Here is an 18,541-nt window from a genome sequence, read left to right as displayed (position 1 = left end):
TCCTGTAGGCGCCGACGCCTTACCTTCACGGGAGGCGACGGGGCCGGCACCTTCGACGCCGGTATGTCGCCTTTGGGAGATTGGATGTGGCCGAGATCGCGGCGGGACGGATCCATGTCGTCGACGACGACGAGTCCGTCCGCGAGTCCCTTAAGTTCCTGCTGCGGCTGTACGGCTTCGAGGTCGACCTTCACGCCTCCTGCCAAGACTTCGCCGCCCATTTCGATGGTGGTCCGGGGTGCCTGCTGCTGGACCAGCATATGCCCGGCATGACGGGCCTCGAGTTCGTCGAGGGGCACCGCGCCCTGTTGCGCGGCCTGCCCATCCTGATGATGTCCGCCAACATGGAGGCGGAGACGCGCGACCGGGCCCTTCGGGCCGGTGTCGCCAGCTTCCTGGACAAGCCGGTCGATACCGGCCGGCTGGTGGATGAGTTGCGGCTGCTGCTGGCGCGCCCCGCCTGACGGGCCATAAGGGGTTTTACAGCCGTAAGGGGTTTTACGTAGGTAGAAGACCGAACTCATCAGGCGGGACGCCGGGCGCTAACGTCCTCTCACGAAACGACGACGGGCTGGTTCAGGCCCGACAGGAACGGGAGCCCCCAGATGACGCCATCGCTCGCCACCGCCCCGACCACTTCCCGCCAACCCAGCCCGGCCGTCTTCAGCGCCCGGCCGATGTCCCCCGCCGGTCGCGCCGCGCTGGCCGGGCCGTTCGCCCCCTGGGGGACGAGGCCTCCGCCTATGACCGGGACCAGGTGATCTTCTCGGAAGGCGACGCGGCCAGCAGCGTGCGCATCGTCACCTCCGGCATGGTGCGCATCCTGCGCATGATGGCCGACGGCCGGCGGCAGATCGTCGGCTTCCTGCAGCCCGGCGACATGCTGGGCCTGGCCATGGGCGGCTCCTACCTCTATTCCGCCGAGGCCGTGACGCCCGTGACCTTGCGGCGCCTGTCCCGCGGCCAGTTCGACACGCTGCTGGAGCGGGATCCGGAATTGCGCCTGCGCCTGCTGGCGGCCACCGCCACCGAATTGCAGGTGGCCCAGGAACAGATGCTGCTGCTGGGCCGCAAGACGGCGCCGGAGCGGCTGGCCAGCTTCCTGTTGCGCCAGGCCCGGCGCGTGACGCCCGAGCCTCAGGACCACTGCCGCGTCCCCTTGCCCATGACCCGCACCGACATCGGGGATTTCCTGGGGCTGACCATGGAAACCGTGTCCCGCGCCTTCACCAAGCTGAAGACCACCCGCCTCATCCGCCTGTTGCCCGACCAGATGGTGGAACTGGTGGATGTCGGTGCCCTGACCGACCTGTCGGAGGGCGGCGGCCGGTCCGGCCTGGTTCAGTAAGAGGGTTCAGTATCCCCGCTGGCGATCCACCAGGTTGATCAGCGGTTGCCCGGCGGCCAGCCGCTTGAGGCCGCCCACCACCTGTTCCACCGCCGTGCGCGCCTGGGTGATGGCGGCGACGTGGGGGGTGATGGTCACCTTGGGATGCGTCCAGAAGGGGTGGCTGGCCGGCAGGGGCTCGGTGCGGAACACATCCAGGGTGGCGCCCGCCAGGTGGCCGCTGTCCAGGGCGGCCAGCAAATCCTCTTCCACCATGTGGCGGCCCCGGGCCGCGTTGATGATCACGGCCCCCCGGGGCAACTGGGCGAACAGGCCCGCGTCCAGGATGTTCTCGGTGTCCGGCGTCAGCGGCAGCAGGCAGACCAGGATGTCCGTGCGCGCCAGGAAGGGCGCCAGGCCCTCCGCCCCGTGATAGGTCGCGATGCCGTCCAGCCGCTTGGGCGACCGGCTCCATCCCGCCACGTCGAAGCGCAGGGCCTTCAGGGCCTGCGCGGCGTCACTGCCCAGGGCGCCCAGGCCCAGGATGCCCACCTTGCGTTCCCGCGCCAGGAGCTGGTGGGTCAGCTGTTTCCATTCCCCGGCCCGCTGCTGCGCCTCGAACAGGGGGGCGTCGCGGTGCCAGCGCAGCACGTGCAGGCAGACATATTCGGTCATGCCCTCGGTCAGGCCCGGCTCCACCATCCGCACCAGCGGCAGGTTGGGCAGGGTAGGATCGGCCAGCAAGGCGTCGACCCCGGCGCCCAGCGAGAAGATGACCTTCAGGTTGGGCAGGCTGGCCAGCAGGCCCGCCGGCGGCTTCCACACCAGGGCGTAGTCGATCTCCGCCGGGTCGCCCATGCCCTCCGGCCAGACGCGCACGTCCATTTCAGGCAGCTGGGCGTGCAGCTCGGCCACCCAGTCGGCGGCATGGTCGTGGGCGGAGACGAACAGCAGGGCCATGGCATCGATCCCGTTACGGAAAGGTATGAACCAGCAGCATAAGGCCCAGCCTTATACTGCTGGAGGCCGGCGACCGCCGGCCCCGGAGCGAGTACCGCAGGGCGCAGCGAGGAAGCCAAGCCGGCGGATGCTGGCGCCCGGCGCTTGAGGGGGCCGTTGATCGGTTACGAGCAACGGTCAGCGTAAAGCTAATCCTGCCCGTCGTCGCGCTGGCTGCTTTCGGAGCGGAACGGGTGGGCGGGGTAGACGCCCAGGATCTTCAGCTCGCGGGCGAAGAAGTCCAGTTCCTCCAAGGCCAGGCGCAGGGGCCGGTCCTCGGGATGGCCCTCCACGTCGGCATAGAACTGGGTGGAGGTGAAGCGCCCACCCACCATGTAGCTTTCCAGCTTGGTCATGTTGACGCCGTTGGTGGCGAAGCCACCCATGGCCTTGTACAGGGCCGCCGGCACGCTGCGCACGCGGAAGACGAAGCTGGTGATGACGGGGCCCGCCCCGCGCGGCGCCGGCTTGGGTTCCCGCGACAGGATCAGGAAGCGGGTGGTGTTGTGCTCCGCGTCCTCGATGCCGCGCGCCAGCACCTCCAGCCCGTAAATCTGCGCCGCCAGTTCCGAGGCGATGGCCCCCTGGGCCAGGTCGCCCCACTTGGCCACGTCGGCGGCCGCACCGGCCGTGTCGGCGTGGGTGATGGGCGCCATGCCGTGGGCGCGCAGGTAGCCACGGCACTGCGACAGCGCCTGGATGTGGGAATGCACCTGGCGCAGGCCGGCGATGGTCGCCCCCTTGGGCGCCACCAGGCAGTGGACCACGCGCTGGAAATGCTCCCCGATGATATGCAGGCCGCCCTGGGGCAGCAGGTGGTGCATGTCGGCGACGCGGCCGGCCACCGAATTCTCGATGGGGATCATGGCCAGGCGGGCGCGCCCCTCCGTCACGGCGGCGAAGGCGTCCTCGAACGAGTGGCAGGGCAGGGGTACCATGTCCGGAAACACCTGGCGGCACGCCATGTCGGAATTGGCGCCCGGCGCCCCCTGGTAGGCGATGGTGTTCTCGGCGCCCCGCTCACTGCTGGACATTGTTTTCCCCTTCTTGGACCGCCCCTTGACGGCGCGGCCGCATCCTACAACGGCCTGAGCTGGAATCTCATGCCGTTGGTTTTAGGGGGCGCCTATGCGGCCGATGAGGGCGCGGGCGCGTTCCAGGTCCTCCGGCGTGTCCACGCCCAGGGGAACGGCGTCCACCACCGCCACATCGATGCGCATGCCGTTGGCCAGCGCGCGCAACTGCTCCAGCTTCTCGCGCCGCTCCAGGGCGGCAGGGGGCAGGGCGACGAAGCGGGCCAGGGCCTCCCGGCGATAGGCGTAAAGGCCGATGTGGTGATGGTGCGGGCCGGCACCCCAGGGGCTGGTGGTCCGGGTGAAGTACAGGGCGCGGCCGACGCGGGCGCCGGGCGCCAGCTCGATCACCGCCTTGACCACGTTGGGGTTGTGCCGCTCCTCCTCCACCGTGATCTCCACCGCCAGGGTGGCGATGTCCACCGCGGGATTGGCCAGCGGGCCGAAGGCGGCGCGCACCGTCGCCGGCTCCACCGTCGGCAGGTCGCCCTGGACGTTGACCACGGCGTCGTGCCGCCCCTCCGCATCCACCAGGCGCAGCGCCTCGTGAATGCGGTCGGAGCCCGAGGGGTGGTTGGGGTCGGTCAGCACCGCCTGGCCGCCGGCGTCCCGCACCGCCTCGACGATCTCCTGCTCCGCCGCCGCCACCAGCACCGGGCCGATGTCGGCCTCCGCCGCGCGGCGCCACACCTGCACGATCATGGGCGCGCCGCCGATGTCGGCCAGCGGCTTGTTCGGCAGGCGGGTGGAGGCCATCCGCGCCGGGATGATCACGATGGGGGCTTTGGGGGCGCCGGCGGGGCTTGAAGACATCGGGCTTCGGCCTACGATTTGATTTGGCTCATGGCTGGGGCAGGCGTGCGACATTTACCTCCCATGGTCAAGCCGGTTTGCAGGCAGGGCGCCGAACTATCTTGCCCTGGTTGAACAGGCCGCTTATCGTCGCCCGGAATTTGGGAGAATGATGGCCGGACCATAACGGCCCCGGGCATCGACAAGCGTCACCACCTGGCGTTAACCTGGACGCGCAGGAACCATAACCAGCACGCGAACGGCAAACAGCGTGGGACATGAGGGCTTGATCTGATGGCGGGTAGCTTCTTCAACAAGATTTCCATGGCCATTCTGTTGGGCGCGTTGATCGCCCTGTTGGCGGGGTTCATCGCCAAGAAGGCCGTGCACCCGACGATGTTGACCGAGAACGTGTACAAGATCGAAGGCGTGGAGGCGGCCCCGGCCGCGGGTGGCGAGCCGGCGGCGCCGGCCAAGCCGGATCCGGTCAGCCCGCTGCTGGCCAGCGCCAGCGCCGATAACGGCGCCAAGCTGACCAAGGTCTGCCAGGCCTGCCACACCTTCGACAAGGGCGGCCCGGCCAAGGTGGGCCCCAACCTGTGGGGCATCATCGGCAACAAGCAGGGCCATATGGAGGGCTTCGCCTACTCCGACGCCATCAAGAAGCTGGGCGGCACCTGGGACTACGAAAAGCTGAACGAGTTCCTGGCCAGCCCCAAGACCTATGCCCCGGGCACCAAGATGACCTTCGCCGGCTTCAAGTCGGTCAAGGACCGCGCCGACGTCATCGCCTACCTGCGGGCCCAGGCCGACAGCCCGGCTCCGCTGCCTTGATGTCATGAGGACGCCGCCCGGATTGCCCCGGGCGGCGAATCACGGACGGACGGCTTGCCAAAGGCCCATTCACTGCAACAGCTGGGCCGCCTGTCCTTGGGCCAGAAGGCGGCTCACCGCTCTTTTGTCGAACGAGACAAAACGTTCGCCGCCCAACCACTTCCCCTCATAGGCGACAACGCCATCGGCGAAATCGCCGCCTGCATCCAGCATGGCCAACCCGGCCTCGGCGGTTGGGCGATTGACCACGACGTTGCTTGTGCCGATCAGCGTGCGGATCGCCGCCGCGATGTCGGCGCGCGCCACGCCGTAATGCCGGTCCAGCACCCACACCAGTTCACAGAGGGCATGGATGCTGACGGCCACGACGCTGGCCTTTTCCACGACCGCGATGGCCAGGGCGCTTTGCGTCTCGTCATCCGCCATGATCAGCCTTACCAGCACGTTCGTATCGGCGGTGATCTTCATTCCCGGCCCAGTCCGGCGGCGGTCCCCGCCTCGGCGATGGCGTCGTTCAGCGCGTCGATGGAAAGCCGGGCGCCGTTGCCTTTGTCCTTCAGCATGCCCCGCAGCGCGCGCCAGGTGCCTTTCGGCTGTTCGGCCCTGAGTTCCGCCCGGCCATCCGGCAGGAGGTCCAGCGTGACTTTGCCGCCCGGCTCAATGCCGAGATGCTTCAGGATTTCCTTCCTGAACGTGACCTGACCCCGGGTCGTCACGGTGAGTGTCGTCGTCATGTCGTCCTCCGATGTTCATAACGTAATGCAAAATCGCATTACTTCAAGCTTGGCGACGATGACGGCACCCGCACCCAAGTGGGCGTCAAATTGGGCGCCAATTCCGGTATAAGAGCCGGGCGCCCCCGGCAGGGGCTCTCTTTCCGTCCGCTCATTGATCAGGAAGTGCCCCCATGACGACGCCCATTCCGGAAGAGTTCATCGCCCTCGCCCACCGCATGGCCGAGTCGGCGGGCGCCGTCATCCGCCGCTATTTCCGGGCAGATGTGGAGATCGACGCCAAGTCCAACCTGACGCCGGTCACCATCGCCGACCGCCAGGCGGAAGAGGCCCTGCGCGCCATCCTGGCGGCCGAGCGCCCCGACGACGGCATCCTGGGGGAGGAGCTGGGGACCCACGGCCTGGAGCGGGAATACGTCTGGGTGCTGGATCCCATCGACGGCACCAAGAGCTTCATGACCGGCCGGCCCATCTTCGGCACCCTGATCGGCCTGCTGCGCCACGGCCGCCCGGTGCTGGGCGTCATCGACCAGCCCATCCTGGGCGAACGCTGGATCGGCGGCGCGGGATATCCCACCCGCTTCAACGGCACGCCCGTGCGCACCCGCGCCTGCCCCACCTTGGCGGAGGCGACGGTGACCACCACCAGCCCCGACATGTTCAAGGGCGTGGAGGCGGAACGCTTCGCCCGGCTCAAGGCCGCCTCGCGCTACGTCGTCTACGGCAGCGACTGCTACGGCTACGCCCAGGTGGCCAACGGCTGGCTGGACATCTCGGTGGAGCGCGACCTGGCGCCCTGGGACTGGGCCGCCCTGGTGCCGGTGGTGGAGGGGGCGGGCGGCCGCATGACCGACTGGCAGGGCCGCGACCTGGTTCTAGGCGCGGTGGGTGAGGTCGTGGCCTCCGGCGACGCCCGGGCGCACGCCCAGGCGCTGGCCATCATGGGTGGGGCCGCCTGAGTCCGTGCCTTAAGGCGCGGAGATCACCATCGTCTCATAGGCGACCTCCACCGACTCCACGGCCACCTCGTTGCCGTCGGACTTCAGGTCCGTGCCGGTGAACGTGGTCGGCCAGGCGTTGTCCAGGGTCCAGACCATTTTGGGCGCGCCGGTTTCGTCCAACAGACTGATCACCACCGTCTGGCGCGCGATGGTGTTCAGCTTGATCTGGTTGAACCAGTCCGACAGGGCGGAGTCGTTCGCGAAGAGGCCCTTGTGCAGGGTGACGTTTCCGACCTTGCGTGAGCCCGGCATTGTGGCGGCGGGGGCGGCCCCGGTGTCCAGCCCGGTCACTTCCTGGAACGTGGCCGTGACGGTGCCGCCCAGCTGGGCCGAGAAATAGAACTTGGGCAGCGGCCAAGTGCTGGTTTGCGTCTCGCCCGACATGATGCCTTTACCCCCGAATCGGTTCGCGTTTCACACGTCGCCCTCCAGCCAATCCTCGATCAGGCGGCGGGCGATGCTGTCGGCGCCGGGCAGGCGCAAGGACCCGTCCGGCGGCCCACGGCGCAGGCTGGCCTGGTACACCTCATCCCGGGTGAACCAGCGCGCGTCCTCCAGCTCCTCCAAATCCACCTTCAGCTCGGTGGTCACGGCGCGGGCGTGGAAGCCCAGCATGAGGGAGGAGGGGAAGGGCCAGGGCTGGGAGGATTGATAGCGCACGTCCGTCACTTGGATGCCCGCCTCCTCCATCACCTCGCGCGCCACCGCCTCCTCCAGGCTTTCGCCCGGTTCGACGAAGCCGGCCAGGGTGGAATACATGCCTTGGCCGAATCGGGCCTGCCGGCCCATGACGCAGCGGTCGCCGTCATGCACCAGCATGATCACGGCCGGATCGGTGCGGGGGAAGTGCAGGGTCTTGCAGTCGGGGTTGGTGCAGCGGCGGACGTGCCCGCCCTCGATCACCTCGGTCACGGTGCCGCAGACGCCGCAGAAGCGGTGGCGCTGATGCCAGCCCAAGAGGCCGCGCACATAGGCCAGCAGGCTGGCCGTGGGCCGGTCCACCTGGTGGGCCAGGGTGCGCAGCTCCGTCGGCGTGCCCAGGCCCAGCAGCTCCGGATGGTCTTCCTCAAGGCCGGACAGGTCGACGGCGAAATGGGCGATGTCGCCCTCCACCCCCAGGAAGGCGGGGGCCAGGGTCGCGGCCTCGCGCCACCAAGGGCTGGTGGGATCCAGGTAGACGGGCCGTACTGGCGTCCCGTCCAGCGCTTCCGCCCCCTCCTGCGGCGATGCCACCAGGAACTGGCCGCGCCAGACGGCCAGGAAACGGCTTTCGGGTGCCGCCAGGCGCTGGGCCAGCCAGTCGGCCTGCTTGCGGGCGACGGTGGCGCGGTCGAGGCCGGCGCCGGTGTAGAAGTTCTTCTGGGACCGGTTCGTCATGATCACCATTCGTCTCATGATGGGACCGGAGGGGGCAAGGCCACCCCGGGTCGCGGGCGCATCGGAACAGGCGGGGCGGCCCTGCCGCCTTTTCGCTTGCTATGGGGTGGGTCGATGCCGATATATGGCGGCGGGAGGTTGGCGGCGGACGTGTCCCTCGCCAACCCGGTCAGGTCCGGAAGGAAGCAGCCGTAACGAGTTTCGGCGCGGGTCGCATGTCCAGCCTCCCACCTCATAAAATCTGAACGCCGCCTTTTGGCCGGTCACAAGGTCCGGCCCGCACAGGGCTGGCGGCCAGCCAGTGCCGGAAGGGTTGAGCGATCCCGTGACCGATCAGAGCACGCTTTCCCCCGACGTTCAGTCCCCCGCCCCCGCCGGGAACGCCGTCTACCGCGTCCTGGCCCGCAAGTACCGCCCCCGCAATTTCGATGAGCTGATCGGCCAGGACGCCCTGGTGCGCACCCTGCGCAACGCCATCCAGTCGGGGCGCATCCACCAGGCCTACATGCTGACCGGCGTGCGGGGCGTTGGCAAGACCACCACCGCCCGCATCATCGCCCGCGCGCTGAACTGCGTCGGCCCCGACGGCCAGGGCGGCCCCACGGTCAGCCCCTGCGGCGTGTGCGAGCAGTGCGTGTCAATCTCGCAGGACCGCAACGTCGACGTCATCGAGATGGACGCGGCCAGCAACACCTCGGTCGACAACATCCGCGAGATCATCGAGGGCGTGCGCTACGCCCCGGCCGGCGCCCGCTACAAGGTCTACGTCATCGACGAGGTCCACATGCTGTCGCGCAGCGCGTTCAACGCGCTGCTGAAGACACTGGAGGAGCCGCCGCCCCATGTGAAGTTCGTCTTCGCCACCACCGAGATCCGCAAGGTGCCGGTGACGGTGCTGTCGCGCTGCCAGCGCTTCGACCTGCGCCGGGTTGACCAGGGCACCTTGCAGGCCCATTTCGGCCGCATCGCCGACCAGGAATCGGTGCCGGTGGAGGCGGAGGCCTTGAGCCTCATCGCCCGCGCCGCCGACGGTTCGGTGCGTGACGGCCTGTCGCTGCTGGACCAGGCCATCGCGCTGGGCGGCGGTGCCGTGACCGGGCTTCAGGTCCGCGACATGCTGGGCCTGGCCGACCGCACCCTGGTGGTGGACCTGTTCGAATCGACCATGTCCGGCAAGCCGGCCGACGCCTTGGCCGTGCTGGACGATTTGCACAAGCGCGGCGCCGACCCGGTGGTCATCGCCCAGGACCTGCTGGACTTCACCCATTTCCTGACCCGCGCCCGCGTGGTTCCCGGCACCGCCCAGGACCAGGGCATCCCAGAGATGGAGCGGGTGCGCGGCGGCGACCTGGCGGCCAAGCTGGGCATGCCCGCCCTGGCCCGCGCCTGGCAGGTCCTGCTGAAGGGCCTGGCGGAGGTGCAGCAGGCGCCGGTACCCATGCAGGCCCTGGAAATGGTGCTGATCCGCCTGGCCTACGCCGCCGACCTGCCCAGCCCCGGCGATCTGGTGCGCAAGGTGATGGAGGGCGGCGTGCCCGCCACGGGTGGGAATGGCGGCGGCGCCCCGATGGGCGGTGGTGGCGCTCCCTCCGGCGGCGGCAACGGTGGCGCCACGGCCCGGGGCATGGCCCTGTCCAGCGGCGGGTCGAACGGCGGCGGGGCCCCCATGGCCGTGCTCCGTGGCGGCTTGGGGGGCGGCTTGGCCGGCGCGGTCAAGGCGGCGCCCGTGGCGGCTCCGGCACCAGTGGTGGAACCGGCGCCCGACCTGCCCCCGGCCGATCCCAAATCCTTCCGCGAGGTGGCGGAGCTGTTCGGCGCCCGGCGCGAGGGCATGCTGCAGGGCAACCTGTTGAGCATGGTCCACCTGGTGAAGTTCGAGCCGGGGCTGATCGAGCTGCGGCCCACCGCCATGGCCGTGCCCAACCTGGCCGGCCGCGTGGGCCAGCTGCTGACGGAATGGACCGGGCGGCGCTGGATCGTCACCGTCTCCAGCGCGCCCGGCGAGCCCACGCTCAGCGACCAGGACCGCGCGGCGGAGAACCGCACCCGCGAACAGGCCGCCGCCAACCCCCTGGTGCAGGCCCTCATGGCCGCCTTTCCCGGCGCCAAGATGGCGGCGGTGCGCGACCTGGACCAGGTGGCCGCGGCGGCAGCCAAGGCCGCCGCCGAAGAGGCCGCCCTCACCCCCGCCTTCCCTTCTTACGAGGATGGCGGTATGGATGCCCCGGACAACCCGTATTTCGACGCGCCGCCCGATATGAGCGACGGCGACTGGGAAGGAGATTTTTAGGCCATGAAGAACATCGGCCAGATGATGAAGCAGGCCCAGCAGATGCAGGCCAAGATGCAGGAAATGCAGGGCAAGCTGGGCGAGATCGAGGCCGATGGCCAGTCCGGCGCCGGCATGGTCCGCGTCGTGGTCAACGGCAAGGGCGAGCTGAAGAAGGTGAAGCTCGACAAGTCCGTCGTCGACCCCGAGGACATCGAGGTGCTGGAGGACCTGCTGGTCGCCGCCTTCAACGACGCCAAGAGCAAGGTCGAGGCGCACATCGCCGAAGAGACCAACAAGCTCATGGGCGGCCTGAAGCTGCCGCCGGGCATGAAGCTGCCGTTCTGATCGGCACCGCCCTTCAGGGTGTGGTTTTGAACGCCGGGCCTGGCGACGGGCCCGGCGTTCTTATTTTCCCCGCTGGAACAAAGCCGGCACAGCCCCTATCTTGGGGCCATGATCGGCCCTGAAATCGACCGCCTGATACAGCTGTTGTCGCGCCTGCCGGGCCTGGGCCCGCGCTCGGCCCGCCGCGCCGCCCTGCATCTGATCAAGAAGCGCGAGCAGCTGATGGACCCGCTGGCCGAGGCGCTGGCCGGGGCCGCCGCCCGCATCCGCACCTGCCCCGTCTGCGGCAACCTGGACACGGTGGACCCCTGCGGCGTCTGCCGCGACCCCGCCCGCGACCGTGCCACCCTGTGCGTGGTGGAGGAGGTGGGCGACCTCTGGGCGCTGGAGCGCACGGGCGCCTATCGCGGCCTCTACCATGTGCTGGGCGGCACCCTGTCGGCGCTGGACGGCATCGGCCCCGACGACCTGGCCGTGCCGGGATTGCTGGCCCGCGTGGCCCAGGGTTCGGATGGCACGCCGGTGCGCGAGGTCATCCTGGCCCTGAACGCCACCGCCGGCGGCCAGACCACCGCCCACTACCTGACCGACCGCCTCTCGGGCCTGAACGTCGCCATCAGCCGCCTGGCCCACGGCGTCCCCGTGGGCGGCGAACTGGACTACCTGGACGACGGCACCCTCACCGCCGCCTTACGGGCGCGGCGGACGTTGGGGTGAGGTGGGGGCCACGCCCCGCGAATCGGCTCTCACCGGGTTGGTTTCCTCAATAATTGAACGGTGGCGGCGGGTAGAGGTTGCCGTCGGCATCCAGCTGATTCGGCGGCAGATCGCCCGGGAGAACGCGGTATGCCGCCTTTGCCCATGTGTCATGGGCGCGGCCCTTTGCCGAAAGAGGCTTGCATCGCCAGCGGTGCGACCGGGCGGTATCCAGCACCGCCCGGTCCAGTGGTTCGTAGCCGCTGCTTTCCAGGATGACCGCGTCGGAAACCAGGTAATCAGTGCCGCAACGGGCAAGGAAGACCACCCGGCCCTGTCCGTTCATTTGGCCCGATTCCACGGGGAAGGCCGGACGAAACTTGCGAAGGGAAGCCAAGTCGATCTTGGCCGTGACGGGCCCGGCCTTCGATGGCGAGGATGTCTCCAGCGGCGACCCAGTGTCCGGATTGTCGCCCTCAAGCACGACGGGGGCGCCGATGGGCGGTAGCATCGTGATCGGCAGGGACAGCTTCTCCGCGGCGGTTGCGGACGGGGTGGGTGGGGCGAACGGCCAACAGGCCAGCACCACCAGGACGCCACTGAGAATCGCATGCGCCGCGCTTGTCCGCATGACTTCCTCCAGGCCATGAAACTATGAGGGCGATGGTTGCAGAAATGGCCCCGGTCGTCGCCTTACTTTTTCCGTCCGCTCAAGCTTGGTGGCGTTCCTTAAGTACTTGGCACTGTCGCCTATGAAATCTCCCGCATACCCCCCGGGCGCAACCCGCCCTTGCCCTGGCGGGCCGCTTCCCCTATCTCGCAGGGGAACAAGCGTTTATACTTGCCGCCCTTCGCCTTAGCCGCCTGATCCGGACACGACACCCATGGCCCTCCTGCCCATCCTGACCGTTCCCGACGCCCGCCTGAAGAAGAAGTGCGCGCCCATCGCCAATGTCGACGGCCGCGTGGTTAAGCTGATGGATGACATGCTGGAGACTATGTACAAGGCTCCCGGCATCGGCCTGGCCGCCCCGCAGATCGGCCTGCTGGAGCGCATCATCGTGGTGGACGTGTCCGAGCATAAGGAAGGCGCCAAGGAACCCATCGCCATGGCCAATCCGGAGCTGCTGTGGCTGTCGGATGAGACCTGCGTGCACAACGAGGGCTGCCTCTCCATCCCCGAGATCTACGCCGACGTGGTGCGGCCCAAGCAGATCCGCGTGCGCTATGTCGACCGCGACGGCAGCGTGCAGGAACGCGATTGCGACGACCTACTGGCCCGTTGCATCCAGCACGAGGTCGACCACCTGAACGGCGTGCTGTTCATCGACCACCTGTCCTCCCTGAAGCGCAACATGATCCTGCGCAAGGTGACCAAGGCGGCTCGTTGACGCTGTTCCTCAGGCGCCGGCGTTTTCGTTTTTCCCTCAAGCGCCGGGCGCCGCCATCCGGCGGCTTGGCTGTCCTCGCTCCGCCCTGCGGTACTCGCTCCGGGGCCTGCGGTCGCAGGCCTGGTTTATAGGGTGCGCGTTTTATTTCCCGTTGGAGGCTAGCCCCATGATCCGCCTGCGCCTTGCCTTCATGGGCACGCCCGACTTTTCCGTTCCGGTGCTGGACGCGCTGGTGGCGGCGGGGCACGAGGTCGCCTGCGTGTACAGCCAGCCGCCCCGCCCCGCCGGGCGGGGGCATAAGGAACAGCTGACGCCGGTGCATGCGCGGGCGCAGGCGCTGGGCATTCCCGTCCGCACGCCGCGCACCCTGCGCAAGGAAGAGGCGCAGGCGGAGTTCCGGGACCTCAACCTGGATGTGGCGGTGGTGGTGGCCTATGGCCTGATCCTGCCGCAGGCGGTGCTGGACGCGCCGCGCCTGGGCTGCCTCAACATCCATGCCTCGCTGCTGCCCCGCTGGCGCGGCGCCGCCCCCATCCAGCGCGCCATCCTGGCCGGCGACGCCGAGAGCGGCGTCACCATCATGCAGATGGAGGCGGGCCTCGACACCGGCCCCATGCTGCTGGAAAAGCGCATCACCATCACCCCGCGCATGACCGCCAGCCAACTGCACGACGGCCTCTCCGCCATGGGCGCCCGCCTGATCGTCACGGCGCTGGACCGCCTGGCCGCCGGCGACCTGCCTGCCACCGTACAGCCGGAGGACGGCGTGACCTACGCCGCCAAGCTGGCCAAGGAGGAAGGGCTGCTGGACTTCACCAAGCCGGCGGTCGAGCTGGACCGGCAGGTGCGGGCGCTGACCCCCTGGCCCGGCACCTGGTTCGAGGCCCCGGTCGAGGGCGGCGCCGCCACGGGGGGAGCGGTCGAGAAGATCAAGGTGCTGGCGGCCGAACCTGTCGCCGGTTCCGGCGCGCCCGGCACCTTGCTGGACAGCGCCCTGACCGTGGCCTGCGGCGAGGGCGCCCTGCGCCTCACGACCGTGCAGCGTCCGGGCAAGGGCCCGGTGGAGGGGGCGGCCTTCCTGCGCGGCTTCCCGCACGCGGTGGGCAAGCCCATCGCCGCCGTCTGACCCCCATGCCGCGCTGGAAGCTCACCGTCGAATATGACGGCCGGCCCTACCAGGGCTGGCAGTTGCAGCCGCATGGCCCCTCCGTCCAGGCCTGCCTGGAGGAAGCCATCCGGCGCTTCTCGGGGGAGGCGGTGCGCGTGCATGCCGCCGGCCGCACCGACGCTGGCGTCCATGCCCTGGGCCAGGTCTGCCACTTCGACCTGGAGAAACCGACCAAGGCCGATACGGTGCGCGACGCCCTGAATTTCCATCTGCGGCCCGAGCCCGTGGCGGTGGTGAGGGCGGAGGCGGTGGACGACGACTTCCACGCCCGCCTGTCCTGCAAGGGCCGCGCCTACCTCTACCGCATCGTCAACCGCCGGGCGCCCTTGGCGCTGGACATCGGCCGCGCCTGGCATGTGCCCACGATCCTGGATGCCGACGCCATGAACGCGGGCGCCCAGCGCTTGGTGGGCAATCACGACTTCACCAGCTTCCGCGCCAGCATCTGCCAGGCCAAGAGCCCGGTGAAGACGCTGAGCCTGCTGACGGTGACGCGGGTGGGGGAAGAGATCCACATGGTGGCCCGCGCCCGCTCTTTCCTGCACCACCAGATCCGCAACATGATCGGCACCCTGCGCCTGGTGGGGGAGGGCAAGTGGACGCCGGACGACGTGACCCGGGCCCTGGAGGCGCGCGACCGCGCCGCCGCCGGCCAGACGGCGCCGCCGGATGGGCTGTACTTCACCGAGGCGTGGTACGATTAGCCCTACGGAATGAGCCAGGGCCTTATCCCGTAATGGGACGCGACCGCGTCCGCCGGAAGTTTCCGGGGAACGCAGTGGACTGGAAGCTGAGGAAGCCAAGGCCACGGAGGTGGCCGCCCGGCGATTGAGGGAAAACTAGCTGACAGCCATCAGCGGCCCGTGGACCAGGGTGGTGATCAGGTCGCTGACGACCACGTCCAGCAGCACGAAGCCGGTGGCGGTCAGCCAGCCGCAGCCCAGCACGGCGCGGGTCACGTAGGCTTCGTAAAACAGGCTCCAGAAATAGGTGACCGCCATGATGGCGGCCCCCATGGGCATGGACACGACGCCGCTGTGCGCCAGCACGGCCAGGGGCAGCGCCACGATCAGGGCGATGACGCCGCTCCAGTTGAAGGCGGCGATGAAGCGGGGGAACAAGGCGCCATTGCCCTGCAGGTGCAGGATACGCTCCACCATCAGGAAATAGCCGAAGGTGCCGATCAGGTAGGCCAGCAGGGTGGCCGGAAGGGCCCGCGCCAGGGGAATGGTGGCGAGCGCGGTACCGTCGCCCAGCGGCGTCAGCGGATGGCCCATCCAGCGCTCCACCGTGTCCAGTGCCACCACGCCCGGCAGCAAGGCCAGGAAGACCCAGAAGCTGCGCAGGGCGCCGGCCCGGTCGGACGGGAAGCGTCCAGCGGCCGTCTTGTCCAGGAAGACCAGGCGCAGGGCGCCGACCAGGCTGCCGGCCATTCCGCCCATCACGCGGCGACGCCGGCGGTGGCGCCTTGAGGCGCGCCGTGGGCGGCGAACCAGTCGGCCAGCACGCGGGCGTAGATATCGGTCAGGCGGATCAGGTCGTCCACGGCGATGTGCTCATCCACCTTGTGCATGCTGGCGCCCACGCCGCCGAACTCCACCACCGGGCAGTGGTTCTTGATGAAGCGCGCGTCGGAGGTGCCGCCGCTGGTGCTCAACTCCGGCTCCAGCCCCGTCACAGATCGTACCGCTTGCGCAACGATGCCACTCAGCTGGCCTGGCGGGGTTAGGAAGGCGTCGCCGCTGACGGCGACCTTCACGTCCCACGATCCGCCCACCTCGGTCAGGACGCCGCGCACGTGGGCCTCCAGGCTGGCGGGGCTGTGCAGGTCGTTGAAGCGGATGTTGAACACCGCCGTGCCCTTGGCCGGGATGATGTTGGTGGTGGGATTGCCCACGTCGATGGTGGTGATCTGCAGGCTGCTGGGCTGGAAGTGGGGCGTGCCCTGGTCCAGCGGCTCCCCCGACAGGCGGGCCAGGGCCCGAGCCAGGCGGGGCAGGGGGTTGTCGGCCAGGTGGGGATAGGCCACGTGGCCTTGGGCGCCCAGGCTGGTGATGGTGAAGGTGATGCTGCCGCGCCGGCCGATCTTCATCATCTGGCCCAGGCGCTGCGGGTTGGTGGGTTCCCCCACCAGGCAGGCGTCCAGGGTCTCCCCCCGCTCCGCCAGCCAGCCCAGCACCTTGCGCGTGCCGTTGATGGACGGGCCTTCCTCATCCCCGGTGATCAGCAGGCTGAGGCTGCCGGTCCTGGGCAGTCCGGCGGCCTTGTGCCGGGCGACGGCGGCGATGAAGGCGGCGATGGCCCCCTTCATGTCCGAGGCGCCCCGGCCGAACAGCCGGCCGTCGATGATGTCGCCGGCGAAGGGCGCCACCGTCCACGCCGCCTCATCCCCCACCGGTACCACGTCGGTGTGGCCGGCGAAGCAGAAGTTGGGGCCGGCGTCGCCCAGGCGGGCGTACAGGTTCTCCACCGGCGCCGTCCCTTCCTCCGTGAAGGTCAGGCGGTGGCAGGTGAAACCCAGGGGCGCCAGCACCCCCTCCAGCACGCCCAGGGCGCCGGCGTCGGCCGGCGTGACGCTGGCGCAGCGGATCAGCGCCTGGGTCAGCGCCACCGGATCCGAGGGGTCCGGCGCGGCGTTCCGGGGCGTGGGGGAGGCGTGGGCCATGGGCGATCAGTCCCGCAGCAGGTCGTTGATCGAGGTCTTGGCCCGGGTCTGCTCATCCACGCGCTTGACGATGACGGCGCAGTACAGGCTGGGGCCCGGGGTGCCGTCGGGCAGGGGCTTGCCGGGCATGCTGCCGGGCACGACGACGGAATAGGCGGGCACGCGGCCGATAAAGACTTCACCGGTGGCGCGGTCGATGATCTTGGTGCTGGCGCCGATGTAGACGCCCATGGACAGGACGGCGCCTTCCTCGACCACCACGCCCTCCACCACCTCGGACCGGGCGCCGATGAAGCAGTTGTCCTCGATGATCACCGGGCCGGCCTGCAGCGGCTCCAGCACGCCGCCGATGCCGACACCGCCCGACAGGTGGACGTTGGCGCCGATCTGGGCGCAAGAACCGACCGTGGCCCAAGTGTCCACCATGGTGCCCTTGCCCACGCGGGCGCCGATGTTGACGAAGCTGGGCATCAGCACCACGCCGGGGGCGATGTAGGCGCTGCGGCGCACGATGGCGCCCGGCACGGCGCGGAAGCCGGCGGCGCGGAAGCGGGCGTCGTCCCAGCCCTCGAACTTGGTGGGCACCTTGTCGAACCAGGTGCTGCCCCCCGGCGCGCCGGGCATCGGCGCGCTGTCCGTCAGGCGGAAGGACAGCAGCACGGCCTTCTTCAGCCACTGGTTCACCACCCAGGCGCCGTCCACCTTCTCCGCCACCCGCAGCTCACCCCGGTCCAGGGCCGACAGTGCCTCGTTCACCGCGTCGCGGGTGGCGCCGGTGGTGCCGGCGTTCAGGGTGTCGCGGGTTTCCCACGCTTGCTCGATATGGCTCTGCAGGTCGGTGAAAGCGGTCATGGGGCGTCGTCCGGATGGCGCCTGGTCGGCGGCTTTGGGGGCGGAGGATCTGATTAGGCGGGGGGACAATGGCGGGGGCCTTCGACCCCTGTCAACGCCCCCGGCGGCAGGCCAGACCCTACTTTAGCAGCCTCTCCCGGACATATTCTTGCGCGGACGGGGCTATTTGGATGCGGTCAGGTCGGCCACCACCTGGGCCAGCCAGGCGGGCACGTCGGTGATGCGGTGCTGCACATAAGGCAGCGCCTCGGGCGGCGCGTCGGGATTGGGCAGGGAGAAGGGCGAGTCCGTCTCCACCAGCACGGTGGCCATGCCCAGCGCCCGGGCCGGCGCCAGGTTGCGGGCGATGTCCTCCACCATCACGGCGCGGGTGGGGTCGATGCCGTGGCGCTGGATCAGGGTGGTGTAGGGCAAGGCGTCGGGCTTGGGCGTGAAATCGGCGGCCACGATGTCGAACACGGCGTGGAACTGGTCGGCCACGCCCAGGCGCCGCATCACATTCTCCGCGTGGCCGGCGGAGCCGTTGGTGTAGATGATCTTGCGCCCCGGCAGGGCCGCCAGGCTTTCCGCCATGGCCGGCTGCGGCAGGATGGCGCTGACGTCGATGTCGTGGACATAGTCCAGGAAGGGCCCCGGCTGCACCCCATGGTTCAGCATCAGGCCACGCAGGCTGGTGCCGTACTGGCGGAAATAGTCCTTTTGCAGGCGCTTGGCCGCATCGGCGTCCAGGCCCAGGGCGTCGGCGATGTAGGCGCCGATGCGCACGTCGACCTGGGCGAACAGGTTGCACGCCGCCGGATACAGCGTGTTGTCCAGGTCGAAAATCCAGGTGTCGACGTGGGCGAAGGGGCTGCCCATGGGCGCATGGCCGGCGGCGGTGACGGTCAGGGGGGCGGTGTCGGTCATCATGGCCCCCACCATGGGCCCGCCGCCCGTTCCGGGCAAGCCGCGACTGCCCGTTGGCGCCGTCCATCCCCTATCCCGACGCGGCACAGGGTGCCCGTCCGGGCCAGTT

At 69.4% G+C, this 18,541-nt stretch carries 22 protein-coding genes and 1 other RNA gene; 11 read left to right on the top strand and 12 right to left on the bottom strand.

Annotation, left to right across the window (positions count from 1 at the left end):
- Window positions 1–86: 86 nt before the first annotated feature.
- Complete coding sequence (locus UAJ10_RS09990) at window positions 87–464, top strand: response regulator transcription factor (protein ID WP_322915232.1); 378 nt, start codon at window positions 87–89, stop codon at window positions 462–464.
- Window positions 461–1,348, top strand: coding sequence for a cyclic nucleotide-binding domain-containing protein (locus tag UAJ10_RS09985; protein ID WP_322917303.1), 888 nt, complete (start codon window positions 461–463; stop codon window positions 1,346–1,348). Before UAJ10_RS09990 ends, UAJ10_RS09985 begins: the two co-directional genes overlap by 4 nt.
- 6 nt (window positions 1,349–1,354) lie before the next feature.
- Here the strand turns inward: UAJ10_RS09985 and UAJ10_RS09980 are convergent, their stop codons facing one another.
- From UAJ10_RS09980 to UAJ10_RS09970, 3 genes are all read right to left on the bottom strand, one after another.
- Window positions 1,355–2,287 (bottom strand): 2-hydroxyacid dehydrogenase, encoded by a 933-nt coding sequence (locus tag UAJ10_RS09980; RefSeq protein ID WP_322915231.1) that lies wholly within the window; start codon window positions 2,285–2,287, stop codon window positions 1,355–1,357.
- 188 nt (window positions 2,288–2,475) lie between these two features.
- Window positions 2,476–3,360: a prephenate dehydratase gene (locus UAJ10_RS09975; protein WP_322915230.1), complete on the bottom strand. Its 885-nt coding sequence runs from the start codon at window positions 3,358–3,360 to the stop codon at window positions 2,476–2,478.
- An 81-nt stretch (window positions 3,361–3,441) separates the two neighbouring features.
- On the bottom strand, window positions 3,442–4,212 hold the full coding sequence (locus tag UAJ10_RS09970; protein ID WP_322915229.1) for a 3-deoxy-manno-octulosonate cytidylyltransferase: 771 nt from the start codon (window positions 4,210–4,212) through the stop codon (window positions 3,442–3,444).
- A 273-nt stretch (window positions 4,213–4,485) separates the two neighbouring features.
- Here UAJ10_RS09970 and UAJ10_RS09965 point away from each other — a divergent pair, with 273 nt between their 5' ends.
- Window positions 4,486–5,025, top strand: coding sequence for a c-type cytochrome (locus UAJ10_RS09965; protein WP_322915228.1), 540 nt, complete (start codon window positions 4,486–4,488; stop codon window positions 5,023–5,025).
- A 69-nt stretch (window positions 5,026–5,094) separates the two neighbouring features.
- Here UAJ10_RS09965 and UAJ10_RS09960 read toward each other — a convergent pair whose 3' ends face one another.
- Window positions 5,095–5,493, bottom strand: coding sequence for a type II toxin-antitoxin system VapC family toxin (locus UAJ10_RS09960; RefSeq protein WP_322915227.1), 399 nt, complete (start codon window positions 5,491–5,493; stop codon window positions 5,095–5,097).
- Complete coding sequence (locus tag UAJ10_RS09955; RefSeq protein ID WP_322915226.1) at window positions 5,490–5,759, bottom strand: AbrB/MazE/SpoVT family DNA-binding domain-containing protein; 270 nt, start codon at window positions 5,757–5,759, stop codon at window positions 5,490–5,492. The genes UAJ10_RS09960 and UAJ10_RS09955 overlap by 4 nt, the downstream gene beginning before the upstream one ends.
- A gap of 173 nt (window positions 5,760–5,932) precedes the next feature.
- Between UAJ10_RS09955 and hisN the strand changes: the two genes are divergently transcribed.
- Window positions 5,933–6,718, top strand: a complete 786-nt coding sequence (gene hisN, locus UAJ10_RS09950) for a histidinol-phosphatase (RefSeq protein WP_322915225.1) — start codon at window positions 5,933–5,935, stop codon at window positions 6,716–6,718.
- Window positions 6,719–6,727: 9 nt separating this feature from the next.
- On the opposite strand, the gene UAJ10_RS09945 is transcribed toward hisN, so the two are convergent.
- Together UAJ10_RS09945 and nudC are read right to left on the bottom strand one after the other, a co-directional pair.
- Entirely contained in the window at window positions 6,728–7,144 is a 417-nt protein-coding gene (locus UAJ10_RS09945; RefSeq protein WP_322915224.1) for a phage tail protein, read from the bottom strand.
- Window positions 7,145–7,174: 30 nt separating this feature from the next.
- On the bottom strand, window positions 7,175–8,137 hold the full coding sequence (nudC, locus tag UAJ10_RS09940) for an NAD(+) diphosphatase (RefSeq protein ID WP_322915223.1): 963 nt from the start codon (window positions 8,135–8,137) through the stop codon (window positions 7,175–7,177).
- Window positions 8,138–8,270: 133 nt separating this feature from the next.
- On the opposite strand from nudC, the gene ffs reads away from it, so the two are divergent.
- From ffs to recR, 4 genes are all read left to right on the top strand, one after another.
- Window positions 8,271–8,368: signal recognition particle sRNA small type (gene ffs, locus UAJ10_RS09935), an RNA gene on the top strand.
- A gap of 94 nt (window positions 8,369–8,462) precedes the next feature.
- Window positions 8,463–10,427 (top strand): DNA polymerase III subunit gamma/tau, encoded by a 1,965-nt coding sequence (locus UAJ10_RS09930; protein ID WP_322915222.1) that lies wholly within the window; start codon window positions 8,463–8,465, stop codon window positions 10,425–10,427.
- Between the two features lie 3 nt (window positions 10,428–10,430).
- Window positions 10,431–10,754, top strand: a complete 324-nt coding sequence (locus UAJ10_RS09925; RefSeq protein ID WP_040842623.1) for a YbaB/EbfC family nucleoid-associated protein — start codon at window positions 10,431–10,433, stop codon at window positions 10,752–10,754.
- 108 nt (window positions 10,755–10,862) lie between these two features.
- On the top strand, window positions 10,863–11,471 hold the full coding sequence (gene recR / locus UAJ10_RS09920; RefSeq protein ID WP_322915221.1) for a recombination mediator RecR: 609 nt from the start codon (window positions 10,863–10,865) through the stop codon (window positions 11,469–11,471).
- A 46-nt stretch (window positions 11,472–11,517) separates the two neighbouring features.
- Here recR and UAJ10_RS09915 read toward each other — a convergent pair whose 3' ends face one another.
- Window positions 11,518–12,081 (bottom strand): energy transducer TonB, encoded by a 564-nt coding sequence (locus tag UAJ10_RS09915; RefSeq protein ID WP_322915220.1) that lies wholly within the window; start codon window positions 12,079–12,081, stop codon window positions 11,518–11,520.
- 253 nt (window positions 12,082–12,334) lie between these two features.
- Between UAJ10_RS09915 and def the strand changes: the two genes are divergently transcribed.
- From def to truA, 3 genes are all read left to right on the top strand, one after another.
- The gene (gene def / locus UAJ10_RS09910) at window positions 12,335–12,841 is read left to right on the top strand and encodes a peptide deformylase (RefSeq protein WP_322915219.1); all 507 of its coding nucleotides are present in this window, start codon (window positions 12,335–12,337) and stop codon (window positions 12,839–12,841) included.
- A 166-nt stretch (window positions 12,842–13,007) separates the two neighbouring features.
- Entirely contained in the window at window positions 13,008–13,967 is a 960-nt protein-coding gene (fmt, locus tag UAJ10_RS09905; protein WP_322915218.1) for a methionyl-tRNA formyltransferase, read from the top strand.
- 5 nt (window positions 13,968–13,972) lie between these two features.
- Window positions 13,973–14,713 (top strand): tRNA pseudouridine(38-40) synthase TruA, encoded by a 741-nt coding sequence (truA, locus tag UAJ10_RS09900; protein WP_322915217.1) that lies wholly within the window; start codon window positions 13,973–13,975, stop codon window positions 14,711–14,713.
- 135 nt (window positions 14,714–14,848) lie between these two features.
- On the opposite strand, the gene UAJ10_RS09895 is transcribed toward truA, so the two are convergent.
- The 4 genes from UAJ10_RS09895 to UAJ10_RS09880 form a co-directional block, all read right to left on the bottom strand.
- Window positions 14,849–15,442, bottom strand: coding sequence for a hypothetical protein (locus UAJ10_RS09895; RefSeq protein ID WP_322915216.1), 594 nt, complete (start codon window positions 15,440–15,442; stop codon window positions 14,849–14,851).
- Window positions 15,443–15,450: 8 nt separating this feature from the next.
- Window positions 15,451–16,674, bottom strand: coding sequence for a succinyl-diaminopimelate desuccinylase (dapE, locus tag UAJ10_RS09890; RefSeq protein ID WP_322915215.1), 1,224 nt, complete (start codon window positions 16,672–16,674; stop codon window positions 15,451–15,453).
- A 6-nt stretch (window positions 16,675–16,680) separates the two neighbouring features.
- Window positions 16,681–17,526, bottom strand: coding sequence for a 2,3,4,5-tetrahydropyridine-2,6-dicarboxylate N-succinyltransferase (gene dapD / locus UAJ10_RS09885; protein WP_322915214.1), 846 nt, complete (start codon window positions 17,524–17,526; stop codon window positions 16,681–16,683).
- A 162-nt stretch (window positions 17,527–17,688) separates the two neighbouring features.
- A complete protein-coding gene (locus UAJ10_RS09880) occupies window positions 17,689–18,435 on the bottom strand; it encodes a pyrimidine 5'-nucleotidase (protein ID WP_322915213.1) in 747 nt (248 codons plus the stop codon).
- Window positions 18,436–18,541 lie beyond the last annotated feature (106 nt).

Origin of the sequence: Nitrospirillum guaranorum, from assembly GCF_034653275.1 — a bacterium.
Lineage (GTDB): Bacteria > Pseudomonadota > Alphaproteobacteria > Azospirillales > Azospirillaceae > Nitrospirillum.
This window is presented reverse-complemented; position numbering and strand designations above follow the sequence as displayed.

Bases quoted from the DNA above. Each gene is read 5' to 3' on its own strand.
- UAJ10_RS09980 (WP_322915231.1), bottom strand. From the start codon at position 2,287: ATGGCCCTGCTGTTCGTCTCCGCCCACGACCATGCCGCCGACTGGGTG.
- UAJ10_RS09975 (WP_322915230.1), bottom strand. From the start codon at position 3,360: ATGTCCAGCAGTGAGCGGGGCGCCGAGAACACCATCGCCTACCAGGGG.
- UAJ10_RS09970 (WP_322915229.1), bottom strand. From the start codon at position 4,212: ATGTCTTCAAGCCCCGCCGGCGCCCCCAAAGCCCCCATCGTGATCATC.
- UAJ10_RS09965 (WP_322915228.1), top strand. From the start codon at position 4,486: ATGGCGGGTAGCTTCTTCAACAAGATTTCCATGGCCATTCTGTTGGGC.
- UAJ10_RS09960 (WP_322915227.1), bottom strand. From the start codon at position 5,493: ATGAAGATCACCGCCGATACGAACGTGCTGGTAAGGCTGATCATGGCG.
- UAJ10_RS09955 (WP_322915226.1), bottom strand. From the start codon at position 5,759: ATGACGACGACACTCACCGTGACGACCCGGGGTCAGGTCACGTTCAGG.
- hisN (WP_322915225.1), top strand. From the start codon at position 5,933: ATGACGACGCCCATTCCGGAAGAGTTCATCGCCCTCGCCCACCGCATG.
- UAJ10_RS09945 (WP_322915224.1), bottom strand. From the start codon at position 7,144: ATGTCGGGCGAGACGCAAACCAGCACTTGGCCGCTGCCCAAGTTCTAT.
- nudC (WP_322915223.1), bottom strand. From the start codon at position 8,137: ATGACGAACCGGTCCCAGAAGAACTTCTACACCGGCGCCGGCCTCGAC.
- UAJ10_RS09925 (WP_040842623.1), top strand. From the start codon at position 10,431: ATGAAGAACATCGGCCAGATGATGAAGCAGGCCCAGCAGATGCAGGCC.
- recR (WP_322915221.1), top strand. From the start codon at position 10,863: ATGATCGGCCCTGAAATCGACCGCCTGATACAGCTGTTGTCGCGCCTG.
- UAJ10_RS09915 (WP_322915220.1), bottom strand. From the start codon at position 12,081: ATGCGGACAAGCGCGGCGCATGCGATTCTCAGTGGCGTCCTGGTGGTG.
- def (WP_322915219.1), top strand. From the start codon at position 12,335: ATGGCCCTCCTGCCCATCCTGACCGTTCCCGACGCCCGCCTGAAGAAG.
- fmt (WP_322915218.1), top strand. From the start codon at position 13,008: ATGATCCGCCTGCGCCTTGCCTTCATGGGCACGCCCGACTTTTCCGTT.
- truA (WP_322915217.1), top strand. From the start codon at position 13,973: ATGCCGCGCTGGAAGCTCACCGTCGAATATGACGGCCGGCCCTACCAG.
- UAJ10_RS09895 (WP_322915216.1), bottom strand. From the start codon at position 15,442: ATGGCCGGCAGCCTGGTCGGCGCCCTGCGCCTGGTCTTCCTGGACAAG.
- dapE (WP_322915215.1), bottom strand. From the start codon at position 16,674: ATGGCCCACGCCTCCCCCACGCCCCGGAACGCCGCGCCGGACCCCTCG.
- dapD (WP_322915214.1), bottom strand. From the start codon at position 17,526: ATGACCGCTTTCACCGACCTGCAGAGCCATATCGAGCAAGCGTGGGAA.
- UAJ10_RS09880 (WP_322915213.1), bottom strand. From the start codon at position 18,435: ATGATGACCGACACCGCCCCCCTGACCGTCACCGCCGCCGGCCATGCG.